Genomic DNA, 19,979 nt, shown 5'->3' on the forward strand with positions numbered 1-19,979 from the left:
CGGTTTTGTACGGCAGACTGAGGTGGCCCGAGCGGGCCGAGGACCGAAGCGAAGGATGGGTATGCCGACCACACCAGCCACCGCGGCACAGATCTCGCCGGAGACCCCGTCGAACGGTGTCCAGCCGTCGGGAGACCCGGCGCCGATCATGCTCGAACTGGTCGACGAGGACGGGAGGACCATCGGTACGGCGGAGAAGCTGGCCGCGCACCAGGCGCCGGGCCGGCTGCACCGCGCCTTCTCGGTCTTCCTCTTCGACGAGGCGGGGCGGCTGCTGCTCCAGCGCCGCGCCCTCGGCAAGTACCACTCCCCCGGTGTCTGGTCGAACACCTGCTGCGGCCACCCCTACCCGGGCGAGGCCCCCTTCGCGGCGGCCGCCCGGCGCACCTTCGAGGAGCTCGGGGTCTCGCCGACGCTCCTCGCCGAGGCGGGCACGGTCCGCTACAACCACCCGGACCCGGCCTCCGGTCTGGTGGAGCAGGAGTACAACCACCTCTTCGTCGGGATGGTGCAGGCGGCGCCGCGTCCGGACCCGGAGGAGATCGAGGAGACCGCCTTCGTGACCGCCGGGGAACTGGCCGAGCGGCACGCGACGGCGCCGTTCTCGGCCTGGTTCATGACGGTCCTGGACGCGGCGCGCCCGGCCGTCAGGGAGCTGACGGGTCCGGCCGGGGGCTGGTGATCCGCGTCTCCGGCGCGGCCCCGGGAGCCGGGGCCGCGACCGGGTACAGGGGCAGCGCCGCCCAGATGATCTTGCCGCCGGTCGCGGTGTGCTCGACGTCGCAGGTGCCGCCGGACTCCAGGGCGATCTCCCGGACGAGGAGCAGGCCGCGGCCGCCGGTCTGGCCGTAGTCCGCCTCCAGGGCCTTGGGCCGGTAGGGGTGGTTGTCCTCGACCGAGACCCGGATCCACTCGGGACCGATCGCCACCTCCACCGCTATCTCCGGGGAGAGCAGCGCCGCGTGCCGGACGGCGTTGGTGACCAGTTCGGAGACGATCACCAGCAGGCCGTGCAGGATGTCGTCATGGACGGGGACCCCCTGGCGCACCAGCAGGTCGCGTACGGCGTGCCGGGCCTGGGGGACGGAGACGTCGACCGCGGGAGCGGTGAAGCGCCAGACTCCTTCGTAGGACGGCGGCCGGGCGGGGACACCCCCAGGGGTCTCCATGATCCGGTTCCCGGCCTCGTGCTCGATTCTCGCCACGGATCGAGTCTTGGCAATGGGAGGGGGCGGCCCGGCCTACTGACCAGAAGTCGACACTTATCGACCATCTTCTGATCGGCCGAGTATGCCGATGTCAGTTGTTCGACCGGTTCTGGACGTCTTCTGAGGGCTTCGTCGGCCGCCCCGCCGAGGCGTCCGGCGTCACCATACCGACGATCCGCCGGCCGCCCACCCCGATGGCGATCAGTCCGAGCCCGTCGAAGAGGAGCGCCAGGGAGAAGAAGGTCCCGAGGACGTACCGGCTGCTGGAGGGCCAGTCGAAGAGGACGAGCAGGCCGAGCAGCAGCCCGAAGGCGCCCTGGAGCAGGGTCCAGCCGAACTGTGGGCCGCGCACCACCACGCTGCCGGCGAGCCGGAACACCCCGCCGGTCAGGAACAGCAGGGCGGCGAACATCGTCAGCGCCTCCGCCGAGCTCTCGGGGTGGCGGATGACGACGAGTCCGGCCGCGATGTTCAGCGCGGCCACCACGACCGCGAGCCAGAAGTAGCCGCCGCCCCGGGACTGGACGGCCTGGAGCAGTCCGACCAGGCCGCCGATCAGCAGCAGCCAGCCGAACAGCAGCATCGAGGTGAGGGTGGCGAGGCCCGTGTAGACGAGGCCGACGGCACCCCCGATCACGAGCAGGGCGCCGAACGCGGCGAGCCAGCCGAAGCTGCGGTTCAGCCGCTTCCCCTCGCGGGCCATGGCCCCGTAGGGGTCCCGGTCGTGCGTCTCGTGGGCGTCCTTGGCCATGCGGTGCCTCCTCGGAACGACCCCTTCCTGATCGTACGTTCGGGCCCGGTGGATAGCATCCGGCGCATGGAGCCGCAGCTGAGGGACACCGTCGAGGACGGGGTCGCGACCGTCGTCATCACCCACCCCGCCAAGCGCAACGCGATGACCGCCGCGATGTGGCGGGCGCTGCCCGGCGTCCTCGGCCGGCTGGCCGCCGACCCGGCGGTCCGGGTGCTCGTCCTCACCGGGGCGGGCGACACCTTCTGCGCCGGCGCCGACATCTCCACGCTGCGGGAACCGGGCGACGAGCAGCAGCGCCTCGCGGTCCGCGCCGAGGAGGCGCTCGCGGCCTTCCCGAAGCCGACGCTCGCCGCCGTCCGGGGCTTCTGCGTGGGCGGCGGCAGCCAGCTCGCCGCCGCCTGCGACCTGCGCTTCGCCGAGGAAGGGGCCCTGTTCGGCATCACCCCCGCCAAGCTGGGGATCGTCTACCCGTCCTCCTCGACCCGGCGGCTCACCGCCCTCGTCGGGCCGTCGACCGCCAAGTACCTCCTCTTCTCGGGCGAGCTGATCGACAGCGAGCGGGCGCTGCGGACCGGTCTCGTGGACGAGGTGCACCCGGCGGGCGGAGCGCTGGACGAGCGGGTGGCCGCGTTCTGCCGGGTGCTCGCCTCCCGGTCGCTGCTGACCCAGGCGTCGGCGAAGGACTTCGCCGACGGCCGCACCGACCGGGACGCCTACTGGGCGGACCGGGCCGCGGGCAGCGGCGACACCGCCGAGGGCGTCGCCGCCTTCCTGGAGCGCCGGGCGCCGCGCTTCACCTACGGGCGCTGAGGTCCGCGCCCGGGCGACGGAAGGCCGGGCCTTGGGGCGCCCCCGGGCGGCTGGTCCCCGGGGGCTAGTTCCCGGCGAGCTGCTCGGTGCGGGTGTCGCGCCAGCGGGCGACGAGGTGGGCGGGGGCCTTGTCCGGGGAGCCCGCGTCGTAGGGCGGCCGGGGGTCGTACTCGGTGAGGAGCTGGACCGTCTGGGCCGTCTCGTCGCCGGCGATCCGGCCGAGCAGGTGCAGGGCCATGTCGATGCCGGAGGAGACCCCGGCGGCGGTGACGTACTTGCCGTCGAAGACGACGCGCTCCCCCGTGGGCTCGGCGCCGAGCGCGCGCAGTTCCTCGTACGCCAGCCAGTGGGTGGTGGCCCGGCGGCCGGTGAGCAGCCCGGCGGCGCCGAGGAGGAGGGAGCCGGTGCAGACGGAGGTGGTCCAGGTGCTGGTCTCGTCGGCGGAGCGGAGCCAGGCGCGGATCTCCGGGTCGTGCATCGCCTGCCGGGCGTCGGGACCGCCCGGGACCAGGACGATGTCGGGGTGCGGGACCTCGGCCAGGCTCCGGTCGGCGACGAGGGCGAGGCTGCCCTGGTCGTTGCGGACGGGGCCGGTCTCGCGGGCCACGAGGACCGTCTCGGCGCCGGGGAGCCGGGCGAGGAGTTCGTACGGCCCGACCGCGTCGAGCGAGGTGAAACCGGGGTAGAGGAGAACGGCGATCTGCATGCGGGTCCCTTTCAGGTAGGTGATGTGCCGGCGTCGGAGGGCGGGGTACGGATTCGGGCCGTCAGCGGACGGGGGCGTGGAAACGGCGGCGGTAGTCCGCCGGCGCGGTGCCGAGCGCCTTGGTGAAGGCGCGGCGCATGGCCTCGGAGGTGCCGTGGCCGGAGGCGCGGGCGACCTCCTCCACGCCGAGGGTGGTCTCCTCCAGGAGGCGCCGGGCGTGTTCGAGCCGGACCCGGTCGACGTACCGGCCGGGGGTGGTGCCGGTCTCCGCCCGGAAGGCGCGGGCGAAGTGCCGGGGCGAGAGCCGGGCGCGGGCGGCGAGGGCCTCCACGGAGAGGTCCGCCTCGGGGTGCTCGGTGATCCAGGCCTGGAGGTCCCTGAGCGGCTCGCGCCGGGCGGTCTGGGCGGCCAGCTGGGCGCTGAACTGGGCCTGGTTGCCGGGCCTGCGGAGGAAGACGACCAGGTGGCGGGCGACGGTGAGGGCGGCGTCCCGGCCGAGGTCCTCCTCGACGAGGGCCAGGGTGAGGTCGATGCCCGCGGTGACGCCGGCGGAGGTGGCGAGCCTGCCGTCCCGGACGAAGATCGGTTCCGGGTCGACGAGGACGCCGGGATGCCGGCGGGCCAGGTGGTCGCAGGCGTTCCAGTGGGTGGTGACGCGGTGGCCGTCGAGGAGCCCCGCCTCGGCCAGGAGCAGGGCGCCGGTGCAGACCGAGACCAGTCGTTCGGCGCGCGGCGCGTGGACGCGCAGCCAGTCGATCAGGGCGGGGTCGGGACTCCGTGTGCCGTTGCCACCGGGGACGAGGAGGGTGTGGGGCGGCCCGGCGGCGACGGCCTCGTCGAGGCCCGTGTCGGGCAGGAGCCGCAGGCCGCTGCTGGTCCGGACCGGGCCTCCGCCGAGGGAGGCGGTGGTGACCGGGTACGCGCCGGGGTCGCCGGCGGCCGCCCCGGCGCCCGAGAAGACCTCCAGGGGGCCGGTGACGTCGAGGCTCTGCACGTCGTCGAAGAGGGCGATCAGCACGGGGCGGCGGGCCATGCCCCCATCCTTCGGCCCGGCCGCGCGCGTCCGCAAGGACACCGACCCCACCTTTCCTGCCACCGGCCTTCCGGGCGGGCGGCGGCCTTTCCCGCCGGGGGGCACGGAGGCGGAGCGGGCCACGGGCGGACACCGGGCCCCCGTTCCCTGACGTACCGACCGGTAGGTAAGGTGCGCGGCATGACGAGCGAACTGCCGCCGCGCGCCGGACGGCGCTGCCACAACGCCCTCAACCCGCTGCACTCCACGGTCTACTTCTCGCCCGACCTGGACCGCGAGTTCACCGCCCTCGGCTTCACCGACGCCGGCGCCATGCGGCTCGCCTCGCGCAGCGCGGCGCTCGGCGCGGTCGGCGCGGGCACGGTCGCCGCCACCTTCTACAACTACCGCCACGAACTGCTCGCCCGGCACCTCCCCGCCGTCTGGGAGACCGCCTCACCCGCCGAGGTCCTCGGGGCACGGCTGCGCGCCGCCGACGCCACCCTGCGCCGCCTGCTCGGCGAGGAGACCGTCGCCTCCCCGGAGATGGCCGAGGCCGCCGGGCTCGCCCTGCGCGCCGCCGAGGCCTGCACCCGGCACGCCCGGCCGCTGTACTCCGCCCACGCCGACCTGCCGGTGCCCGACGAGCCGCATCTCGCCTACTGGCACGCCGCGACCCTGCTGCGGGAGCACCGGGGCGACGGCCACCTCGCCGCGCTGCTCTCCGCCGGACTCGACCCGGTGGAGGCGCTGGTCTCCCACACCGCCACCGGCAAGGGCATGTCCCCGCGCTGGGTGCTCGGCTCCCGGGGCTGGGGCCGCGCCGACTGGGACGCGGCCGTGGAGCGGCTGCGCGGACGCGGGCTCCTGGACGCCGACGGCGAACTCACCGGGGCCGGTACGCGGCTGCGCGAGGAGCTGGAGGAGCACACCGACCGGCTCGACGCCGCCCCGTACGAGCACCTCGGCGCGGCCGGTGTCGAGCGGCTCACCGAGCTGGCGCGCGGCTTCCTGTTCACGGCGGCGGCCGCGGGCGCCTTCCCGGCCGACCTCGTCGGCAAGGGCTGACCGGGCGCGGCCGCGGCGCGCGCGGCACGGGTCGGTTACCGCGTCCGGGTGACCGACCCGGCAGAATGCAGACGCAAGCTGGAGGCACGAGAAGGCGAGTCGGGACACCGTGACGACGTCCATCGAAGCAAGGATCGCCGAGGAGCTCGGCGTACGCGAGCGGCAGGTGAGGGCGGCCGTCGAGCTGCTCGACGGCGGTTCGACCGTCCCGTTCATCGCGCGCTACCGCAAGGAGGCGACCGAGACCCTCGACGACGCGCAGCTGCGCACGCTGGAGGAGCGGCTGCGCTACCTGCGCGAACTGGAGGACCGGCGGGCGGCGATCCTCGACTCGGTGCGCGAGCAGGGCAAGCTGACGGAGGAGCTCCAGGCCCGCATCCTGGGCGCCGACACCAAGGCGCGCCTGGAGGACATCTACCTGCCGTTCAAGCCCAAGCGGCGCACGAAGGCGCAGATCGCCCGCGAGGCGGGTCTGGAACCGCTCGCGCAGGGGCTGCTGGCCGACCCCTCGGTGGAGCCGGCCGCCGCCGCGGCGGCCTTCGTCGACCCGGACAAGGGCGTGGCGGACGCGGCCGCGGCCCTGGAGGGCGCGCGGGCGATCCTCACCGAGACGTTCTCCGAGGACGCCGACCTCATCGGCGAGCTGCGCGAGCGGATGTGGGTCCGGGGCCGGCTCGTCGCGAAGGTGCGGGAGGGCAAGGAGGAGGCGGGAGCGAAGTTCGCCGACTACTTCGACTTCGCCGAGCCGTTCACGGCGCTGCCCTCGCACCGGGTCCTCGCCATGCTGCGCGGCGAGAAGGAGGACGTGCTGGCCCTGGAGCTGGAGCCGGAGGAGCCGACCGGCGGACCCTCCTCGTACGAGGGGACGGTCGCGTCCCGCTTCGGCGTCGCCGACCGGGGCCGGCCCGGCGACAAGTGGCTCCTCGACACGGTCCGCTGGGCCTGGCGCACCCGCATCCTCGTCCACCTCGGCATCGACCTGCGGCTGCGGCTGCGGACGGCCGCCGAGGACGAGGCGGTCCGGGTCTTCGCGGCCAACCTCCGCGACCTGCTGCTCGCCGCCCCGGCGGGGACCCGGGCGACCCTCGGGCTCGACCCCGGCTACCGTACGGGCGTGAAGGTGGCGGTGGTGGACGCGACCGGGAAGGTCGTCGCCACCGACACGATCCACCCGCACGTCCCCGCGAACAAGTGGGACGAGGCGCTCGCGAAGCTGGCCCGGCTCGCGAAGGAGCACGCGGTCGAGCTGATCGCCATCGGCAACGGCACCGCCTCCCGCGAGACCGACAAGCTCGCCGGTGAACTCCTCGCCAGGCACCCGGAGCTGAAGCTGACCAAGGTGATGGTCTCGGAGGCCGGCGCGTCGGTCTACTCGGCCTCCGCGTTCGCCTCGCAGGAACTCCCGGGCCTGGACGTGTCCCTGCGCGGCGCCGTGTCGATCGCCCGGCGGCTCCAGGACCCGCTGGCCGAGCTGGTGAAGATCGACCCGAAGTCGATCGGCGTCGGCCAGTACCAGCACGACCTGTCCGAGGTGAAACTCTCCCGCTCCCTGGACGCGGTGGTCGAGGACTGTGTGAACGGCGTCGGGGTCGACGTCAACACCGCCTCCGCGCCGCTCCTCTCGCGGGTCTCCGGCATCAGCGCGGGCCTCGCCGAGAACATCGTCGCCCACCGGGACGCCCACGGCCCCTTCCGCTCGCGCAAGGCGCTCAAGGACGTGGCCCGGCTCGGCCCGAAGGCGTACGAGCAGTGCGCGGGCTTCCTGCGCATCCGGGGCGGTGACGACCCGCTGGACGCGTCGGCGGTGCACCCGGAGGCGTACCCGGTGGTGCGCCGGATGGCGAAGCGGACGGGCGGCGAGGTCGCGGCACTGATCGGCGACACGGCGACGCTGCGCTCGCTGCGGCCGGCCGACTTCGTGGACGAGACCTTCGGTCTGCCGACGGTCACGGACATCCTGCGCGAGCTGGAGAAGCCGGGACGCGACCCGCGGCCCGCGTTCCGGACGGCCACCTTCAAGGAGGGCGTCGAGAAGATCGGCGACCTGGCGTCCGGGATGGTCCTGGAGGGTGTCGTGACGAACGTGGCCGCGTTCGGGGCGTTCGTGGACATCGGCGTGCACCAGGACGGGCTCGTGCACGTGTCCGCGATGTCGAAGAACTTCGTCAAGGACCCGCGCGAGGTGGTGAAGCCGGGCGACGTGGTGAAGGTCAAGGTGCTGGACGTGGACATCCCGCGCAAGCGGATCTCCCTCACCCTGCGTCTGGACGACGAGCCGGGCGCGGACGCGGCGGGCGGGCCGCGCCGGGACCGCGACCGGGGCCCGCGCCCCGAGCGCACCGGCCGTCCGCCCCAGCAGCGCCGGGGCGGCGGTGGCGCCGGGGCCCCGGCGCCCGCGAACGGTGCCATGGCCGATGCCTTGCGGAAGGCGGGGCTGCTGAACGAGGGCGGCGGCGAGAAGCGTCGCGGGAGGCGGTGACGGGGGCCGCCCGGCCCGTCCGGCTGCGGCTCCGGAGGTGAGCCCCGGCCGGCGCCGGCCCCCCACCCGTCGCGGGCGGGCGCGGGGGGACGGCGCCGCCGGGGGTCACGGCGCGAAGCGCAGGGCCCAGTCGGCGCGGTGGGCGACCGTGAGGTCGTCGTCGTGGGTGAGGGGCTGGAGGAGCGTGCGGGCCGCGGCCGGATCGGCCTGGACCAGGTCGACGATCTCCGTGGCCAGCCCGTCCTGGTCGTCCCCGAGGTCGACGGCGGAGGCGCGGACGAGGACCGGCAGGGCCGCCGGTCCGGCGATGCCGGCGAGGACCCCACCGAGCAGCTCCCGGGCGTAGCCGTTGCGCTCGGCCACCGCCCGGGACAGCTCGGCCTCCAGGCGGGGCCGGAGCTCCGGGCCGCCGTTCGTGGCGACCTCGTCGGCGAGGTCGATGGTGGCGTCGACGTCCGCGTCGAGATCGTCCAGCATCGCGAGGAGCCGGGTGAGGGAGTCGTCGGTCATGGTGCCTCCTGGAAGGTGCCGTCCGCGGGGACGGCCATCGGTCGTCGGGCCGCCGGGCCCGGCGGCCACGGACCCGCCCCGCGTACGGCCGTACGCGTACAGTTCACGGCCCGGTGCCCGGCCGCGCAAGGCGGTGAGCCCCCGCCGGGGGCCGGTCACCGGAGTTCGGTCACCTTGCCGTCGGCGACCTCGACGCGGCGGGTGGTGCGCACCGCGTCAAGCATGCGCCGGTCGTGGGTGACGAGGAGCAGGGTGCCGGTGTAACCGTCGAGGGCGGATTCCAGCTGCTCGATCGCCGGCAGGTCGAGGTGGTTGGTCGGCTCGTCCAGGACGAGCAGGTTGACGCCCCGGCCCTGGAGCAGGGCCAGGGCGGCCCGGGTGCGCTCGCCCGGGGAGAGGGTGGTGGCGGGCCGCAGCACGTGTTCGGCCTTGAGGCCGAACTTGGCGAGCAGGGTACGGACCTCGGCGGGCTCGGTGTCGGGGACGGCCGCGCAGAAGGCGTCCAGCAGGGTCTCCGTACCGTGGAACAGCTTGCGGGCCTGGTCGACCTCTCCGACGACGACCCCCGAGCCGAGCGTGGCGTCGCCCGAGTCGAGTGGCAGACGGCCGAGGAGCGCGGCGAGGAGGGTGGACTTGCCGGCGCCGTTGGCACCGGTGACGGCGACCCGGTCGGCCCAGTCGATCTGGAGGGTGGCGGGACCGAAGTGGAAGTCCCCCCGGCGCACCTCGGCGTCGCGGAGGGTCGCCACGACGGAGCCGGAGCGCGGGGCGGCGGCGATCTCCATCCGCAGCTCCCACTCCTTGCGGGGCTCCTCGACGACGTCCAGGCGCTCGATCATGCGCTGTGTCTGGCGGGCCTTGGCGGCCTGCTTCTCGCTGGCCTCGCCGCGCAGTTTCCGGCCGATCTTGTCGTTGTCGGAGGCCTTGCGGCGGGCGTTGCGGACGCCCTTGTCCATCCAGTTGCGCTGCATGAGGGCGCGGCCTTCGAGGGCGGCCTTCTTGTCGGCGTACTCCTCGAAGTCCTCGCGGGCGTGCCGGCGGGCGGTGTCCCGCTCCTCCAGGTAGGCCTCGTAGCCGCCGCCGTACAGGGTGATCCGCTGCTGGGCGAGGTCGAGTTCGAGGACCTTGGTGACGGTGCGGGTGAGGAACTCGCGGTCGTGGCTGACGACGACGGTCCCGGCGCGCAGCCCCTTCACGAAGGCCTCCAGGCGCTCCAGGCCGTCGAGGTCCAGGTCGTTGGTGGGCTCGTCGAGGAGGAAGACGTCGTAGCGGGAGAGCAGGAGGGAGGCGAGTCCGGCGCGGGCGGCCTGGCCGCCGGAGAGCGAGGTCATCGGCTGGTCGAGACCGACGCTGAGGCCGAGGGTCGCGGCGGTCTCCTCGGCGCGCTCGTCGAGGTCGGCGCCGCCGAGGTTCAGCCAGCGTTCCAGGGCGACGGCGTAGGCGTCGTCGGCGCCCGGGGTGCCGTCCACGAGCCCTTGCGTGGCCTCGTCCATCGCGATCTGGGCGGCGGCGACGCCGGTGCGGCGGGCGAGGAAGTCGCGCACGCTCTCGCCCTCGCGGCGCTCCGGCTCCTGCGGGAGGTGACCGACGGTGGCGGTGGGCGGCGAGAGCCGCACCTCGCCCTCCTCGGGGGTGTCGAGTCCGGCGAGCAGCCGCAGCAGGCTGGACTTGCCGGCGCCGTTGGCGCCGACGAGGCCGATCACGTCGCCGGGGGCGACGACGAGGTCGAGTCCGGCGAAGAGGGTGCGTTCGCCGTGGCCGGCGGCGAGGTCCTTGGCGACGAGGGTTGCAGTCATCAGGGGATGCATCTTAGGCGGTGGCCGGGCGCGGCTCCGGGGCCGCCGGCCCTCACCGGCCGCGGGCTCCGCGCCCGGGGGTCGCGGTCGCCGCCGCCGGGTACGGTCCCCGCCATGACGAGCGACGTGATCGTGGTGGGGGGCGGGGTCGTCGGTCTGACGACGGCGGTGACCCTGGTGGAGCGCGGCCTGCGGGTGCGGGTCTGGTCCCGGGAGGACGTGACGGCGACGACGTCGGCGGTGGCCGGCGCGCTGTGGTGGCCGTACCGGATCGAGCCGGCGGCACGGGCGGGCGCCTGGGCGGTCGAGTCGCTGCGGGTGTACGGGGAGCTGGCGGCCGATCCCGGAAGGACCGGGGTGCGGTGGGTGCCGGGGGTCCACGCGGACACGGTCCTGGAGGGGCTCGGGCGCTGGGCACGGGAGGTCGAGGGGCTGCGGCAGCTGCCGGCCGGGGAGGTGCCGGGGCCGTACGCGGTGGGGATCGCGGCGCGGTTGCCGCTGATCGACATGCCGGTCCATCTGGCCTGGCTGCGGTGGCGGTTCGAGGAGGCGGGCGGGGTCTTCGAGCGGCGGACGGTGACCGGTTTCGGGGAGGCGGCGCAGCGGGCGCGGGTGGTCGTGAACTGCACCGGCCTGGGGGCCCGGGAGCTGGCGCCGGACACCGGTCTGCGGCCGGTGCGGGGGCAGTTGGTGCTGGTGGAGAACCCGGGGGTCGAGGAGTGGTTCACGGCGGCGGACGCCGCGTCGCGGGAGACCACGTACTTCTTTCCGCAGCCGGGGCGTCTGGTGCTCAGCGGGACGGCCGAGGACGGCGCGGGGGGTCTCGTCCCGGATCCCGCGACGGCGGCGGCGATCGTGGCGCGCTGTGCCCGGGTCCGGCCGGAGATCGCGGGGGCGCGGGTGCTGGGCCACCGTGTGGGTCTGCGGCCCGCGCGGGCGGCCGGGGTGCGGATCGAGACGGTGCCGCTGCCGGGCGGCGGGCGGCTGGTGCACCACTACGGGCACGGGGGCGCGGGAGTGACGGTCGCCTGGGGCTGCGCCCGCCGGGCGGCCGATCTGGTCTGCGGGTGAGCGGCGGGGCGCGGGTGGACGGGAGGGACGGGCGCGGGCGGCCCCGCGAAAGATCTCCGCGGGGCCGCCCGTCCCGTCAGTTCCTCGCCCGCCGTTCGCGAAGGTGACGGCGGGAAGCGGTCCGTGCGGGACCGCCGCCGGGCGTCACTTCCAGAGCGGCGGGCGGTTGTTCTCCTCCGCGTCCGCGCACTGGCGGGCGCGGCGCTCCAGGGACTCGGAGCGGGCCAGGGCCTTGCGGGCCTCGTCCTTGGCACCGAGCCGCTTGAGCTGGGCGGCGCGGTCGCGCTCCTTGCGGGCCTCCGTCCGCAGCTTGGGAATGTCGCAGGTGATGGTCTTGGCGGCGGCGGCCGGTTCGGCGGCCGCGGTCTGCCCGACGAGCAGGCCCCCGGCCAGCAGCGTCGTGGCGAGCAGGGCGGGCAGGGCACGGCGCAGCGGCGTCGCGTTCCTCATGGGTGTTCTCCGGAATGTCGTTCACGAGGATTCTCCGGCCGGAGCCGGAGGATCTCTGAGGCATGGTCAGTACCAGTCGGTAACTTTACCCCGGTGAAGATCCACAACGTGCTCTCCGGAGCCCGGGTCACGCGATCGTCAACACTCCTCCACAGGACGCGCACCGACGAGGTGATAGGTAGCCCGCCCGTCGAGGAGCAGCGGGACGAGCGCGCGCTGCGACTGACGCAGCGGGACGAACGCACCGTCGCCCTCGCGGTGGACGGTGACGCCGTGCAGCGCCAGTTCGTCGCCGGCCAGGGCGTACTGGGCGGCGTCGAGACGGTAGCCGCAGGGCGGGTCGGCGAGGATCTCCCCCGGCTCCGGCGGGTCGTTGTCGGCCCCGCCGAGGAAGACGGGGCCCCGGTCGGCGAAGCCGGCGTGCCGGGCGAGCGCGGTGGCCGCCCCGAGCGCCCCGCGCCGTTCCTCCAGGTAGGCGAAGGCGCCGTCGAGCGCCGCGTGCTGGGTGGCGACACGGCGCTGCCGGACGCGGGTGGCGTCGCCCTCCTCGGCCGTGCCGGAGGGGTCGACGCGGGTCTCGACGAGCAGGCCGGCGGAGTGCTTGATGCCGGCGGTGTTGCGCAGGATGCGTTCCTGGCCGTCGCCCGCGACCTGCTTGACCGGCTCGCCGGTGACCGGGTCGGTCCAGATGCCGTAGATCCCCGTGGTGTGTCCGGCGCGCGCGGCGGCGGGCCGGACGTACGACTCCGAGAGCGTCCGGGACTCCTCGTGGACGCGCGGGTGGGCGTCGAGGCTGCGCGGCCAGAGGGCGAGCAGGTCCTTGTCGTAGTAGTGCGGGGTGGCCCCGTACTCGTGGAGGTCGTACACGAGGTGGGGCCGCCGGTCGCGGATGACGGCGGCGAGGGCCCGGGCCTCGGCGGTCCGCAGGGCCAGGTGGTCGCGGTTGATGTCGACGCCCTGGCTGTTGCCCCGGGTGTCGGCCTCCCGGCCGTCGGGGTTGGCGGTGGGGACGACGAGGACGGTGGTGCGGGCGAGAAGCCGGCGGGTGCCGGTGTCCCGGGCGTACGCGAGGTCGCGCACGGTGCTGAGACACGCCTCGCGGCCGGAGGGTTCGTCGCCGTGCTGGCTGCACACGAGCAGCACGGTCGTGGTTCCGCCGCTCCGGGGCGGGCCCGCGGCGTGACCCGCGCCGACGGTGACGAGCCGGAGCGGGCGGCCCTGGGCGGTGGTGCCGAGGGTGCGCGTGGACACCCGTTCGCTCGCCCGGTCGACGGCGGCGAGGAAGTCCCGCTCCTCGCCCTCGGTGGTCCAGCGGGCTCCCCCGCTGGTCTCGAATCCGGTGCGCGGGGCGGCCTCGGCGGAGGCCCCGCCGGCCGCCGTGGCGGGGGCGGTGACGAGTGGCAGGCCGAGGACGGCGGCGCCGGCGACGAGGGCGAGGGCCCGCCGGTGGCGGCGGTGCGCGGTACGGGGCTTCATCGGGCGGCTCCGGGGAGGCGGGGCACGGTCACGGCGACCGGCGGGACGGCGGTCGCCGGCGCGGACACGGCGGGCGGCGGGGTCACGCGGGGCGGCAGAGGCACGGTGGGCGCCGGCCCCGAGGTGGCCCGCGTGAAGGCGCCGGGTCCGCCGGCGAAGGGAACGCGCGCCCAGGTGCGGGTGAGGTCCAGGGTCACGGTCGGGGTGGTGGACGGCGGGTCGAGGAGGCCCTCGTCGGTGCCGGCGACGATGAGGGCGAGCCGGTGGCCCGCGGGCACCACGTGGTCGGTGGCGGCCAGTTTCAGGGTGAGGGTGTACGGCCTGCCGGGGGTCAGGGGCCGCCCGGCGCGCGGGTCGGCCCAGGTGCCGAGGTCGGCCCAGCCGCGGCTGATGACGGTGTGCGCGACCTCGGTGGTGCGGGCCCGGGTCTCCTTGTAGCAGGCACTGTCCCCGGCGGTGCTCGCGCCCCAGCAGGTGCGCTCGGGGAGGGTCGTGATGCCTTCCCCGGCGGCCGCGTAGTCACGGATGGTGTCGGGGCCGAGGTCGACGAGGACGGCCGAGAGGTGCGCCGTGGGGGTGCTGGGGGTGGCGGTCACGGTGACCGTCGAGCCGCCGGAGACGCGCAGCGGGCGGGAGAGGGGGCGGGTGACGAACCCGGCCTTCTCGGGGGTCCGGCTGTCGACGCGGGCCGCCCAGTCGAGTTCGCCCAGTGACGGGTCGTCGGTGAAGGTGGCGGTGGAGCCGGGGGCCGCCGGGGCGCGGCCGAGGACGCCGGGGCCGCCGGCCGGTCCGGCGGCGGGGCGCAGGGTGGTGGCGGAGGCGTCGCGCGGCGGCCAGTGGCGGTCGGTGGTCCACCGGTCGGGGGCGCGTTCGATGTCGGCCATGGGTTCGCGGTCGATGCCGTTGTCGAGGCCGAGCAGATGGTGGTCGAACCACCGGTGGAGGGTGCGGACCCAGTCGGCGCGGCGGAAGTCGAAGGGGTCGACGTGCCCCGCCTGGGAGAGCCAGATCTTCCGTTCGACGCCGTGGGCGGCGAGGGCGTCCCACCACTGGCCGAAGTGGTTGGCCCGGACGTTGAGGTCCTGCTGCCCGTGGACGACGAAGACGCTCGCCTTCACCCTGGCCGCGTCGCGGACGTGGTCGCGCTCGTCCCAGGCAGCGGTCCAGTCGCCGCTGTACGGCGTGGCGGCGGCGATACGGTCCTGGACGGCCCCGCAACGCGTTCTGGCGGCCGGGCTGTTGACGTAGTCGGAGAGCCAGGTCGGGTTGGCGTCGTAGAGCGGGGCGCCCTGGGAGTGGAAGTAGTCGTACCAGGAGGATATGGCGCCGATGGGCACGATCGTCCGGAGCCCTTCGACCCCGGTGGCGGCGACCCCGTTGGCGACGGTGCCGTCCCAGCTCTTGCCGATCATGCCGACGTTCCCGGTGCTCCAGGTGGTGGCGTCGGCGGGGGTGTCGCCCGTCCGGCTGGTGTATCCGCGGGCGCGGCCGTTCAGCCAGTCGACGACGGCTTTGGCGGAGAGCACGTCGGAACGGCCGCCGACGTCGTCGCAGCCGTCGGAGCGGTTGGTCCCGGCGAGGTCGACGGCGGCGAAGGCGTATCCGCGCGGCACGAAGTAGTTGTCGTAGAAGAGCGGGAGGCCGACGGGGCGGCCGTCGGCGTCGTAGGTCTTCTTCTGGCTCTCGTTGCCGCGACCGCAACAGGCGTAGTACGGGCTGGCGTCCATGATGACCGGAACCTTGCGGCCCGCGGCGGCGGGCTCGCGGGGCCGGACGATGTCGACGGCGACCCGGTCGGCACGGCCGTCCCCGTCGCCGTCGAGGCCGGTGTCGACCCAGACGGACTCCCGGACGGCGTCGGCGTACGAGTGGACGGGCCGTGACTCGCCCACGGCCGGCCCGGGCCGGGCCCCGGCGGGGGTGACCGCGCCCGCGAGGAGCGCGGCCGCGGCGGCGAGGGCGAGGGTTCCGTAGGACAGTCGGGCTCCGCGGGTTCTCCGCTTTCGCATCGGCATGGGCGGGAACGTACTCCGGTCGGCTCCCGCGCGACAGGGTGCCGGGGCGGCCGGCTGGGCCGGGCGTGTCGCGGGGGGCGGGTGTGGCCGGGCCGGCACGGGGGGCCGACGGAACGGGTGTTCCTGGGCACAACGGGCGGTTCGTGTCGGCCGAATGGCGATCCTGTGACGGCGGGCCCTCTGGACGTGACGGTCCGTCGGAACGCTGAATAGTGTCGCGAGCAAGGACCGACGCCCACCCGCGCGTCTTACGTGACTGATGACTTGGGGAGCACCCGTGCATCGCAGACTGATCGTTCCGAGCGCCCTCGCGGCCTCCGTCCTGCTGGCGATCCCGGCATCGGCGGCCGACTTCACCCCGGGCGCCCCGGGCATCGGCGACTCCTACTACCCCGCCAGCGGCAACGGCGGTTACGACGTCTCGCACTACGACCTGCGGCTGACGTACCAGCCCGCGACCGACCTGCTGGAAGGGACGGCGACGATCCTCGCCACCACCCGGCAGAACCTGTCGCGCTTCAACCTCGATCTGGGGCTGAAGGCCAGCGAGGTCCGCGTGAACGGCCGCCCCGCCGCCTTCACCACCTCAGGGGACCACGAGCTGGAGGTCACCCCGGCCGTCCCGCTGGAGAAGAACAAGGCGGTCTCGGTGGTCGTCCGGTACGCCGGGAAGCCCTCCCAGGTGAAGATGGACGGCTGGACCGCCTGGCACCGCACCCCCGACGGCGGCGTGGCCGCGCAGGAGCCGGACTCCGCCGCCTGGTGGTTCCCCTCCAACGACCACCCGCTGGACAAGGCCACCTTCGACGTCTCCGTCTCGGTGCCGGACGGCACCCAGGCCATCAGCAACGGTGTGCTCGTGTCGCAGTCCTCGCGGCTCGGCCGGACCCGGTTCACCTGGCGCTCCAACAAGCCGCAGGCGACCTATCTGGCCACGCTCGCCGTCGGCAAGTTCGACATCACGACCGACACCACGGCGAACGGCCTTCCGGTCCTCAACGCGTACAGCAAGGACCTCGGTGACCACGCGGGGGCCGCGCGCGCCTCGATCGAGCGGACCGCCGAGGTCGCCGAGTGGCTGGAGTCGCTCTTCGGGCCGTACCCCTTCAACTCCCTGGGCGGATACGTCCCGAACGTGACCAGCGGCTACGCCCTGGAGACGCAGACCCGGCCGTTCTACAGCCCGCGCCAGTTCGCGAACGGCGCGAACGTCTCCGTGGTCGTGCACGAGCTGGCGCACCAGTGGTACGGCGACAGCGTGTCCGTCCGCGACTGGAAGGACATCTGGGTGAACGAGGGCTTCGCCCGGTACAGCCAGTGGCTGTGGTCGGAGAAGGAGGGCGAGGGCACGGCGCAGGAGCTGGCGGACCACCTGTACGCGCAGCGCGCGGCCGACGACGCGTTCTGGACGGTCCGGCCGGGGGACCCCGGCCCGGAGAACCAGTTCCACGTCGCCGTCTACGACCGGGGCGCGCTGGCGCTCCAGGCGCTGCGCAACGAGATCGGCGACGAGGACTTCTTCACGATCCTGAAGGGCTGGCCGACCCGGTTCGCGTACGGCAACGCCCGGGTCGCGGACTTCGTCCGCTACGCGGAGCAGGTGTCCGGCAAGCCGCTGGCGGGCCTCTTCGACACCTGGCTGTACCAGCCGTCGAAGCCCTCGGAGGCGACGGCGGCCGAGGTCGGCCTGGGCGCTCCGGCCCTCGCGCGCTCGGCGGGCGCCGCGGCCGCCGCTCCGGCGGAGCCGAGGTCGTGGAAGAAGATCGCCGCGACGAACACGATCCACGAGCACCGCGACGAGGGCGGGCACCGGCACGGGGCGGCGGAGGATCACGCGCACGGGACGGGGCGCGCGGGCCGCTGAGCCGGCGCGGTGTCCCGACCGGTCACCGGCCGTGCGGCTTGCCCGGCGCGGCACCGTCACCGGCCGCGCGGGGCCGCCCGTCAGCGCCCGGCGCGGCGGGCGGCCCGGCGGGCGCGGCGGGCCAGGGGCAGGTAGCGCAGCCGCTCGGGCAGGACGGGGACGATCAGCCTCACGGCCCGGGCGAAGCGGCGGAGTGTCCTTTCCTGGCCCTCGGTCCATTCCAGGCCGAGGGCCTCGCGGGCATCGGGCGGCATGAAGCCCACGGTGAGGAAGGCCCGCAGGCGCAGGAACGGGCGGCGCAGGGCCGGCCAGAGGAGGCGGAGCGCGAGCCGGAGCGGCAGCGGGCCCCGGTCGGGGGCGGGCACCGGCAGGTCGGTGTCGAGCAGTTCGCGGACGACGGCCGTGACCTCCAGCTCCTCGGCGAGGACGCGCCGGTAGTACGGCCAGAACTCCTCGATCGTCCGCGGCATGTCCCGGTCGTGGATGCCGAGCACCCGGCCGACCTGGAGCCATTCGGCGTACAGCTGCCGTTCCTGGGCCTCGGTGAGGGGCCGGGCCAGCAGGCGCAGACCGTGCCGGTAGACGGGGTAGCCGGTGGCGTGGACCCAGGAGTAGTAGGCCGGGGTGAGGGCGTGGTAGCGGCGGCCGTGGGCGTCGGTGCCCTGGATGGTGCGGTGCAGTTCGCGCAGCCGGCGGCCCTCCTCGGCGGCGCGCTCGCCTCCGTACACCCAGAGCTGGACCGAGCGCAGCGAGCGCTCGCCGCGGCCCCAGGGGTCGGTGCGGAAGACGGAGTGTTCGTCGACGCCGGCGCCGATCACGGGGTGGGCGACCTGGAGGGCGAGGGCGGCGGGCAGCATGAGCAGGGCACGGACGTCCCCGGCGACGCTCCACAGCACGCCGCCGACGGGGGGCGGCGCCGGGTCGGCGGGGGCCGGCCGCCTCCGGTCCCGTGGCGCGGCGGGGGTCTGCCGCGGGTGGTTCATCGGGTGCCTCTCCTCGTCCGTCCTCGCACGGGTCGCGTCCGTCCTCCGTTCCAGGGTGCACCCATGACGAAGGGGCCGTCGCCAGGGCGCTGCGGCCCCGGGCGACGGCCCCTCTCTGCGTACGGGTCAGGCCCGGTCGGCGCCGACCGGCTCGCCGACGATGCGGGCGGCGAGGGCGTGGGCCCAGGCGTCGACGTCCGCGGTGAGCTCGCGCTCGGCGGCGGCGCGCTCGGCGGCGATCTTCGCGGAGCCGGCGGCGAGGATGGCGTCGCGCTCGGCGGCGCCCTCGGCGCGGGCGGCGGCGATGGCGGCCGAACCCTCCTCGACGGCCTTGGCGCGGATGCGGGCGGCCTCGTGGCGGGCCTCGGCGAGCTCGGCCTCGTACTGCTCACGGATCTGAGCGGCCTCGGTGCGCAGGTCGTCGGCGCGCTCGGTGCCGCCGGCGATGGCGTCGTCGCGCTCGTCGAGCGTGCGCTTGATCTTCGGCAGGATGCCCTTCGCAAGGATCAGGAAGGTGAGCCCGAACAGTACGGCGCCGAGGAGGAGCTCGGCCCAGACGGGGTTGAGCGGACCGAGGTCCGTCTTGAAGATCTGCGAGTTCGCGAGGGTCATGGCGGGCATTCTACCTGGTCGCAAAAGTAACGAATCGTACACCCGGTCGAGAGTTGGCGCGCTTGTGCGCGCCCGGCAAGATTCCCGGCATCCGGAGGCTACCGGAAGGTAACCCTGACTGATTGTATGTGCGGCGCCAGGTCAACCCCCCACGTCTCCTTGGGAGTTCACGTGTCGTTCGCCGCACTGCGCCGTACCTCCGGCGCCGCCCTGTCCTTCGCGCTCGCCGCCGCCACACTGGCCACGGCCGCGCCGGCCGCCTCGGCGGCCCCGCAGACGGCGGCCGCGACCCCGCGCGTGAAGGTGCTCACGTACAACGCGTTTCTCTTCTCGCGGAGCCTCTACCCGAACTGGGGGCAGGACCACCGGGCGAAGGCGATCCCCGCCGCCTCCTTCTTCCAGGGGCAGGACGTCGTCGTGCTCCAGGAGGCCTTCGACAACTCCTCCTCGGACGCCCTCAAGGCCAACGCCGCCGCGCAGTACCCGCACCAGACCCCCGTCATGGGCCGCTCGAAGACCGGCTGGGACGCCACCGGCGGCGCCTACTCCACGACCACGCCCGAGGACGGCGGGGTGACGATCCTCAGCAAGTGGCCGATCGTCCGCAAGGAGCAGTACGTCTACAAGGACGCCTGCGGCGCCGACTGGTACTCGAACAAGGGCTTCGCCTACGCCGTCCTGGACGTGAACGGCAGCCGCGTCCACGTCGTCGGCACCCACGCCCAGTCCACGGACCCCGGCTGCGCGGCGGGCGAGGCGGCGCAGGTGCGCAGCCGGCAGTTCAAGGCGCTCGACGCCTTCCTGGACGGCAAGAACATCCCGGCGAACGAGCAGGTGATCGTCGCCGGCGACCTGAACGTGGACTCACACTCCCCCGAGTACGCGACGATGCTCGCCGACGCGGGGCTCGCCGGGGCCGGCGCGCGCACCGGGCACCCGTACTCCTTCGACACCGAGCTGAACTCGATCGCGGCGGAGCGCTACCCCGACGACCCGCGCGAGGACCTCGACCACGTCCTGCACCGCGCCGGGAACGCCCGTCCCGCCGACTGGACCAACCACGTCGTCCTGGAGCGGAGCGCGCCGTGGACGGTCTCCAGCTGGGGCACGCAGTACACGTACACCAACCTCTCCGACCACTATCCCGTTCTCGGGTACTGATCCC

Annotated in this window: 18 protein-coding genes; 7 read left to right on the plus strand and 11 right to left on the minus strand. The window is 74.6% G+C overall.

Annotation, left to right across the window (positions count from 1 at the left end; genetic code table 11):
* Window positions 1-61: 61 nt before the first annotated feature.
* Window positions 62-682 carry an isopentenyl-diphosphate Delta-isomerase gene (idi, locus tag ABTY40_RS10415; RefSeq protein WP_352059130.1) on the plus strand — a complete coding sequence of 207 codons (621 nt, stop codon included), beginning with the start codon at window positions 62-64 and terminating at the stop codon, window positions 680-682.
* Here idi and ABTY40_RS10420 read toward each other — a convergent pair.
* Both ABTY40_RS10420 and ABTY40_RS10425 read right to left on the minus strand, forming a co-directional pair.
* The gene (locus ABTY40_RS10420; protein WP_352059317.1) at window positions 648-1,169 is read right to left on the minus strand and encodes an ATP-binding protein; all 522 of its coding nucleotides are present in this window, start codon (window positions 1,167-1,169) and stop codon (window positions 648-650) included. The genes idi and ABTY40_RS10420 overlap by 35 nt on opposite strands.
* 130 nt (window positions 1,170-1,299) lie before the next feature.
* A complete protein-coding gene (locus ABTY40_RS10425) occupies window positions 1,300-1,959 on the minus strand; it encodes an HdeD family acid-resistance protein (protein ID WP_352059131.1) in 660 nt (219 codons plus the stop codon).
* Between the two features lie 66 nt (window positions 1,960-2,025).
* Between ABTY40_RS10425 and ABTY40_RS10430 the strand changes: the two genes are divergently transcribed.
* Window positions 2,026-2,772 (plus strand): enoyl-CoA hydratase/isomerase family protein, encoded by a 747-nt coding sequence (locus ABTY40_RS10430; protein WP_352059132.1) that lies wholly within the window; start codon window positions 2,026-2,028, stop codon window positions 2,770-2,772.
* Between the two features lie 64 nt (window positions 2,773-2,836).
* Here ABTY40_RS10430 and ABTY40_RS10435 read toward each other — a convergent pair whose 3' ends face one another.
* The gene (locus ABTY40_RS10435; RefSeq protein ID WP_352059133.1) at window positions 2,837-3,478 is read right to left on the minus strand and encodes a DJ-1/PfpI family protein; all 642 of its coding nucleotides are present in this window, start codon (window positions 3,476-3,478) and stop codon (window positions 2,837-2,839) included.
* A gap of 61 nt (window positions 3,479-3,539) precedes the next feature.
* Window positions 3,540-4,511, minus strand: a complete 972-nt coding sequence (locus tag ABTY40_RS10440) for a GlxA family transcriptional regulator (protein ID WP_352059134.1) — start codon at window positions 4,509-4,511, stop codon at window positions 3,540-3,542.
* A gap of 180 nt (window positions 4,512-4,691) precedes the next feature.
* Between ABTY40_RS10440 and ABTY40_RS10445 the strand changes: the two genes are divergently transcribed.
* Together ABTY40_RS10445 and ABTY40_RS10450 are read left to right on the plus strand one after the other, a co-directional pair.
* A complete protein-coding gene (locus ABTY40_RS10445; protein WP_352059135.1) occupies window positions 4,692-5,558 on the plus strand; it encodes an SCO6745 family protein in 867 nt (288 codons plus the stop codon).
* Between the two features lie 109 nt (window positions 5,559-5,667).
* On the plus strand, window positions 5,668-8,037 hold the full coding sequence (locus ABTY40_RS10450) for a Tex family protein (protein WP_352059136.1): 2,370 nt from the start codon (window positions 5,668-5,670) through the stop codon (window positions 8,035-8,037).
* A gap of 105 nt (window positions 8,038-8,142) precedes the next feature.
* Here the strand turns inward: ABTY40_RS10450 and ABTY40_RS10455 are convergent, their stop codons facing one another.
* Both ABTY40_RS10455 and ABTY40_RS10460 read right to left on the minus strand, forming a co-directional pair.
* On the minus strand, window positions 8,143-8,547 hold the full coding sequence (locus tag ABTY40_RS10455; protein WP_352059137.1) for a hypothetical protein: 405 nt from the start codon (window positions 8,545-8,547) through the stop codon (window positions 8,143-8,145).
* Between the two features lie 155 nt (window positions 8,548-8,702).
* On the minus strand, window positions 8,703-10,343 hold the full coding sequence (locus ABTY40_RS10460; RefSeq protein WP_352059138.1) for an ABC-F family ATP-binding cassette domain-containing protein: 1,641 nt from the start codon (window positions 10,341-10,343) through the stop codon (window positions 8,703-8,705).
* 114 nt (window positions 10,344-10,457) lie between these two features.
* On the opposite strand from ABTY40_RS10460, the gene ABTY40_RS10465 reads away from it, so the two are divergent.
* Window positions 10,458-11,414: an NAD(P)/FAD-dependent oxidoreductase gene (locus ABTY40_RS10465; protein ID WP_352059139.1), complete on the plus strand. Its 957-nt coding sequence runs from the start codon at window positions 10,458-10,460 to the stop codon at window positions 11,412-11,414.
* A gap of 144 nt (window positions 11,415-11,558) precedes the next feature.
* Here the strand turns inward: ABTY40_RS10465 and ABTY40_RS10470 are convergent, their stop codons facing one another.
* The 3 genes from ABTY40_RS10470 to ABTY40_RS10480 form a co-directional block, all read right to left on the minus strand.
* The gene (locus ABTY40_RS10470) at window positions 11,559-11,864 is read right to left on the minus strand and encodes a hypothetical protein (RefSeq protein ID WP_345283899.1); all 306 of its coding nucleotides are present in this window, start codon (window positions 11,862-11,864) and stop codon (window positions 11,559-11,561) included.
* A gap of 138 nt (window positions 11,865-12,002) precedes the next feature.
* Entirely contained in the window at window positions 12,003-13,340 is a 1,338-nt protein-coding gene (locus ABTY40_RS10475; RefSeq protein WP_352059140.1) for a M14 family metallopeptidase, read from the minus strand.
* Complete coding sequence (locus ABTY40_RS10480) at window positions 13,337-15,355, minus strand: Xaa-Pro dipeptidyl-peptidase (RefSeq protein ID WP_352059141.1); 2,019 nt, start codon at window positions 15,353-15,355, stop codon at window positions 13,337-13,339. Before ABTY40_RS10480 ends, ABTY40_RS10475 begins: the two co-directional genes overlap by 4 nt.
* A gap of 277 nt (window positions 15,356-15,632) precedes the next feature.
* On the opposite strand from ABTY40_RS10480, the gene ABTY40_RS10485 reads away from it, so the two are divergent.
* On the plus strand, window positions 15,633-17,219 hold the full coding sequence (locus ABTY40_RS10485; RefSeq protein WP_352059142.1) for a M1 family metallopeptidase: 1,587 nt from the start codon (window positions 15,633-15,635) through the stop codon (window positions 17,217-17,219).
* A gap of 80 nt (window positions 17,220-17,299) precedes the next feature.
* Here the strand turns inward: ABTY40_RS10485 and ABTY40_RS10490 are convergent, their stop codons facing one another.
* Window positions 17,300-18,202, minus strand: coding sequence for an oxygenase MpaB family protein (locus tag ABTY40_RS10490; RefSeq protein WP_352059143.1), 903 nt, complete (start codon window positions 18,200-18,202; stop codon window positions 17,300-17,302).
* Window positions 18,203-18,328: 126 nt separating this feature from the next.
* Entirely contained in the window at window positions 18,329-18,814 is a 486-nt protein-coding gene (locus ABTY40_RS10495) for a F0F1 ATP synthase subunit B family protein (RefSeq protein WP_352059144.1), read from the minus strand.
* A 126-nt stretch (window positions 18,815-18,940) separates the two neighbouring features.
* Here ABTY40_RS10495 and sph point away from each other — a divergent pair, with 126 nt between their 5' ends.
* Window positions 18,941-19,975: a sphingomyelin phosphodiesterase gene (gene sph, locus ABTY40_RS10500; RefSeq protein ID WP_352059145.1), complete on the plus strand. Its 1,035-nt coding sequence runs from the start codon at window positions 18,941-18,943 to the stop codon at window positions 19,973-19,975.
* Window positions 19,976-19,979 lie beyond the last annotated feature (4 nt).

The organism is Streptomyces sp. NPDC126503 (genome assembly GCF_040302405.1).
Taxonomy (GTDB): domain Bacteria; phylum Actinomycetota; class Actinomycetes; order Streptomycetales; family Streptomycetaceae; genus Streptomyces; species Streptomyces gulbargensis.

Coding starts and splice junctions, on each gene's coding strand:
- ABTY40_RS10455 (WP_352059137.1), bottom strand. CDS start 8,547: ATGACCGACGACTCCCTCACCCGGCTCCTCGCGATGCTGGACGATCTC.
- ABTY40_RS10495 (WP_352059144.1), bottom strand. CDS start 18,814: ATGACCCTCGCGAACTCGCAGATCTTCAAGACGGACCTCGGTCCGCTC.
- ABTY40_RS10420 (WP_352059317.1), bottom strand. CDS start 1,169: ATGGAGACCCCTGGGGGTGTCCCCGCCCGGCCGCCGTCCTACGAAGGA.
- ABTY40_RS10465 (WP_352059139.1), top strand. CDS start 10,458: ATGACGAGCGACGTGATCGTGGTGGGGGGCGGGGTCGTCGGTCTGACG.
- idi (WP_352059130.1), top strand. CDS start 62: ATGCCGACCACACCAGCCACCGCGGCACAGATCTCGCCGGAGACCCCG.
- ABTY40_RS10480 (WP_352059141.1), bottom strand. CDS start 15,355: ATGCCGATGCGAAAGCGGAGAACCCGCGGAGCCCGACTGTCCTACGGA.
- ABTY40_RS10460 (WP_352059138.1), bottom strand. CDS start 10,343: ATGACTGCAACCCTCGTCGCCAAGGACCTCGCCGCCGGCCACGGCGAA.
- ABTY40_RS10490 (WP_352059143.1), bottom strand. CDS start 18,202: ATGAACCACCCGCGGCAGACCCCCGCCGCGCCACGGGACCGGAGGCGG.
- ABTY40_RS10425 (WP_352059131.1), bottom strand. CDS start 1,959: ATGGCCAAGGACGCCCACGAGACGCACGACCGGGACCCCTACGGGGCC.
- ABTY40_RS10440 (WP_352059134.1), bottom strand. CDS start 4,511: ATGGCCCGCCGCCCCGTGCTGATCGCCCTCTTCGACGACGTGCAGAGC.
- sph (WP_352059145.1), top strand. CDS start 18,941: ATGTGCGGCGCCAGGTCAACCCCCCACGTCTCCTTGGGAGTTCACGTG.
- ABTY40_RS10475 (WP_352059140.1), bottom strand. CDS start 13,340: ATGAAGCCCCGTACCGCGCACCGCCGCCACCGGCGGGCCCTCGCCCTC.
- ABTY40_RS10470 (WP_345283899.1), bottom strand. CDS start 11,864: ATGAGGAACGCGACGCCGCTGCGCCGTGCCCTGCCCGCCCTGCTCGCC.
- ABTY40_RS10445 (WP_352059135.1), top strand. CDS start 4,692: ATGACGAGCGAACTGCCGCCGCGCGCCGGACGGCGCTGCCACAACGCC.
- ABTY40_RS10435 (WP_352059133.1), bottom strand. CDS start 3,478: ATGCAGATCGCCGTTCTCCTCTACCCCGGTTTCACCTCGCTCGACGCG.
- ABTY40_RS10430 (WP_352059132.1), top strand. CDS start 2,026: ATGGAGCCGCAGCTGAGGGACACCGTCGAGGACGGGGTCGCGACCGTC.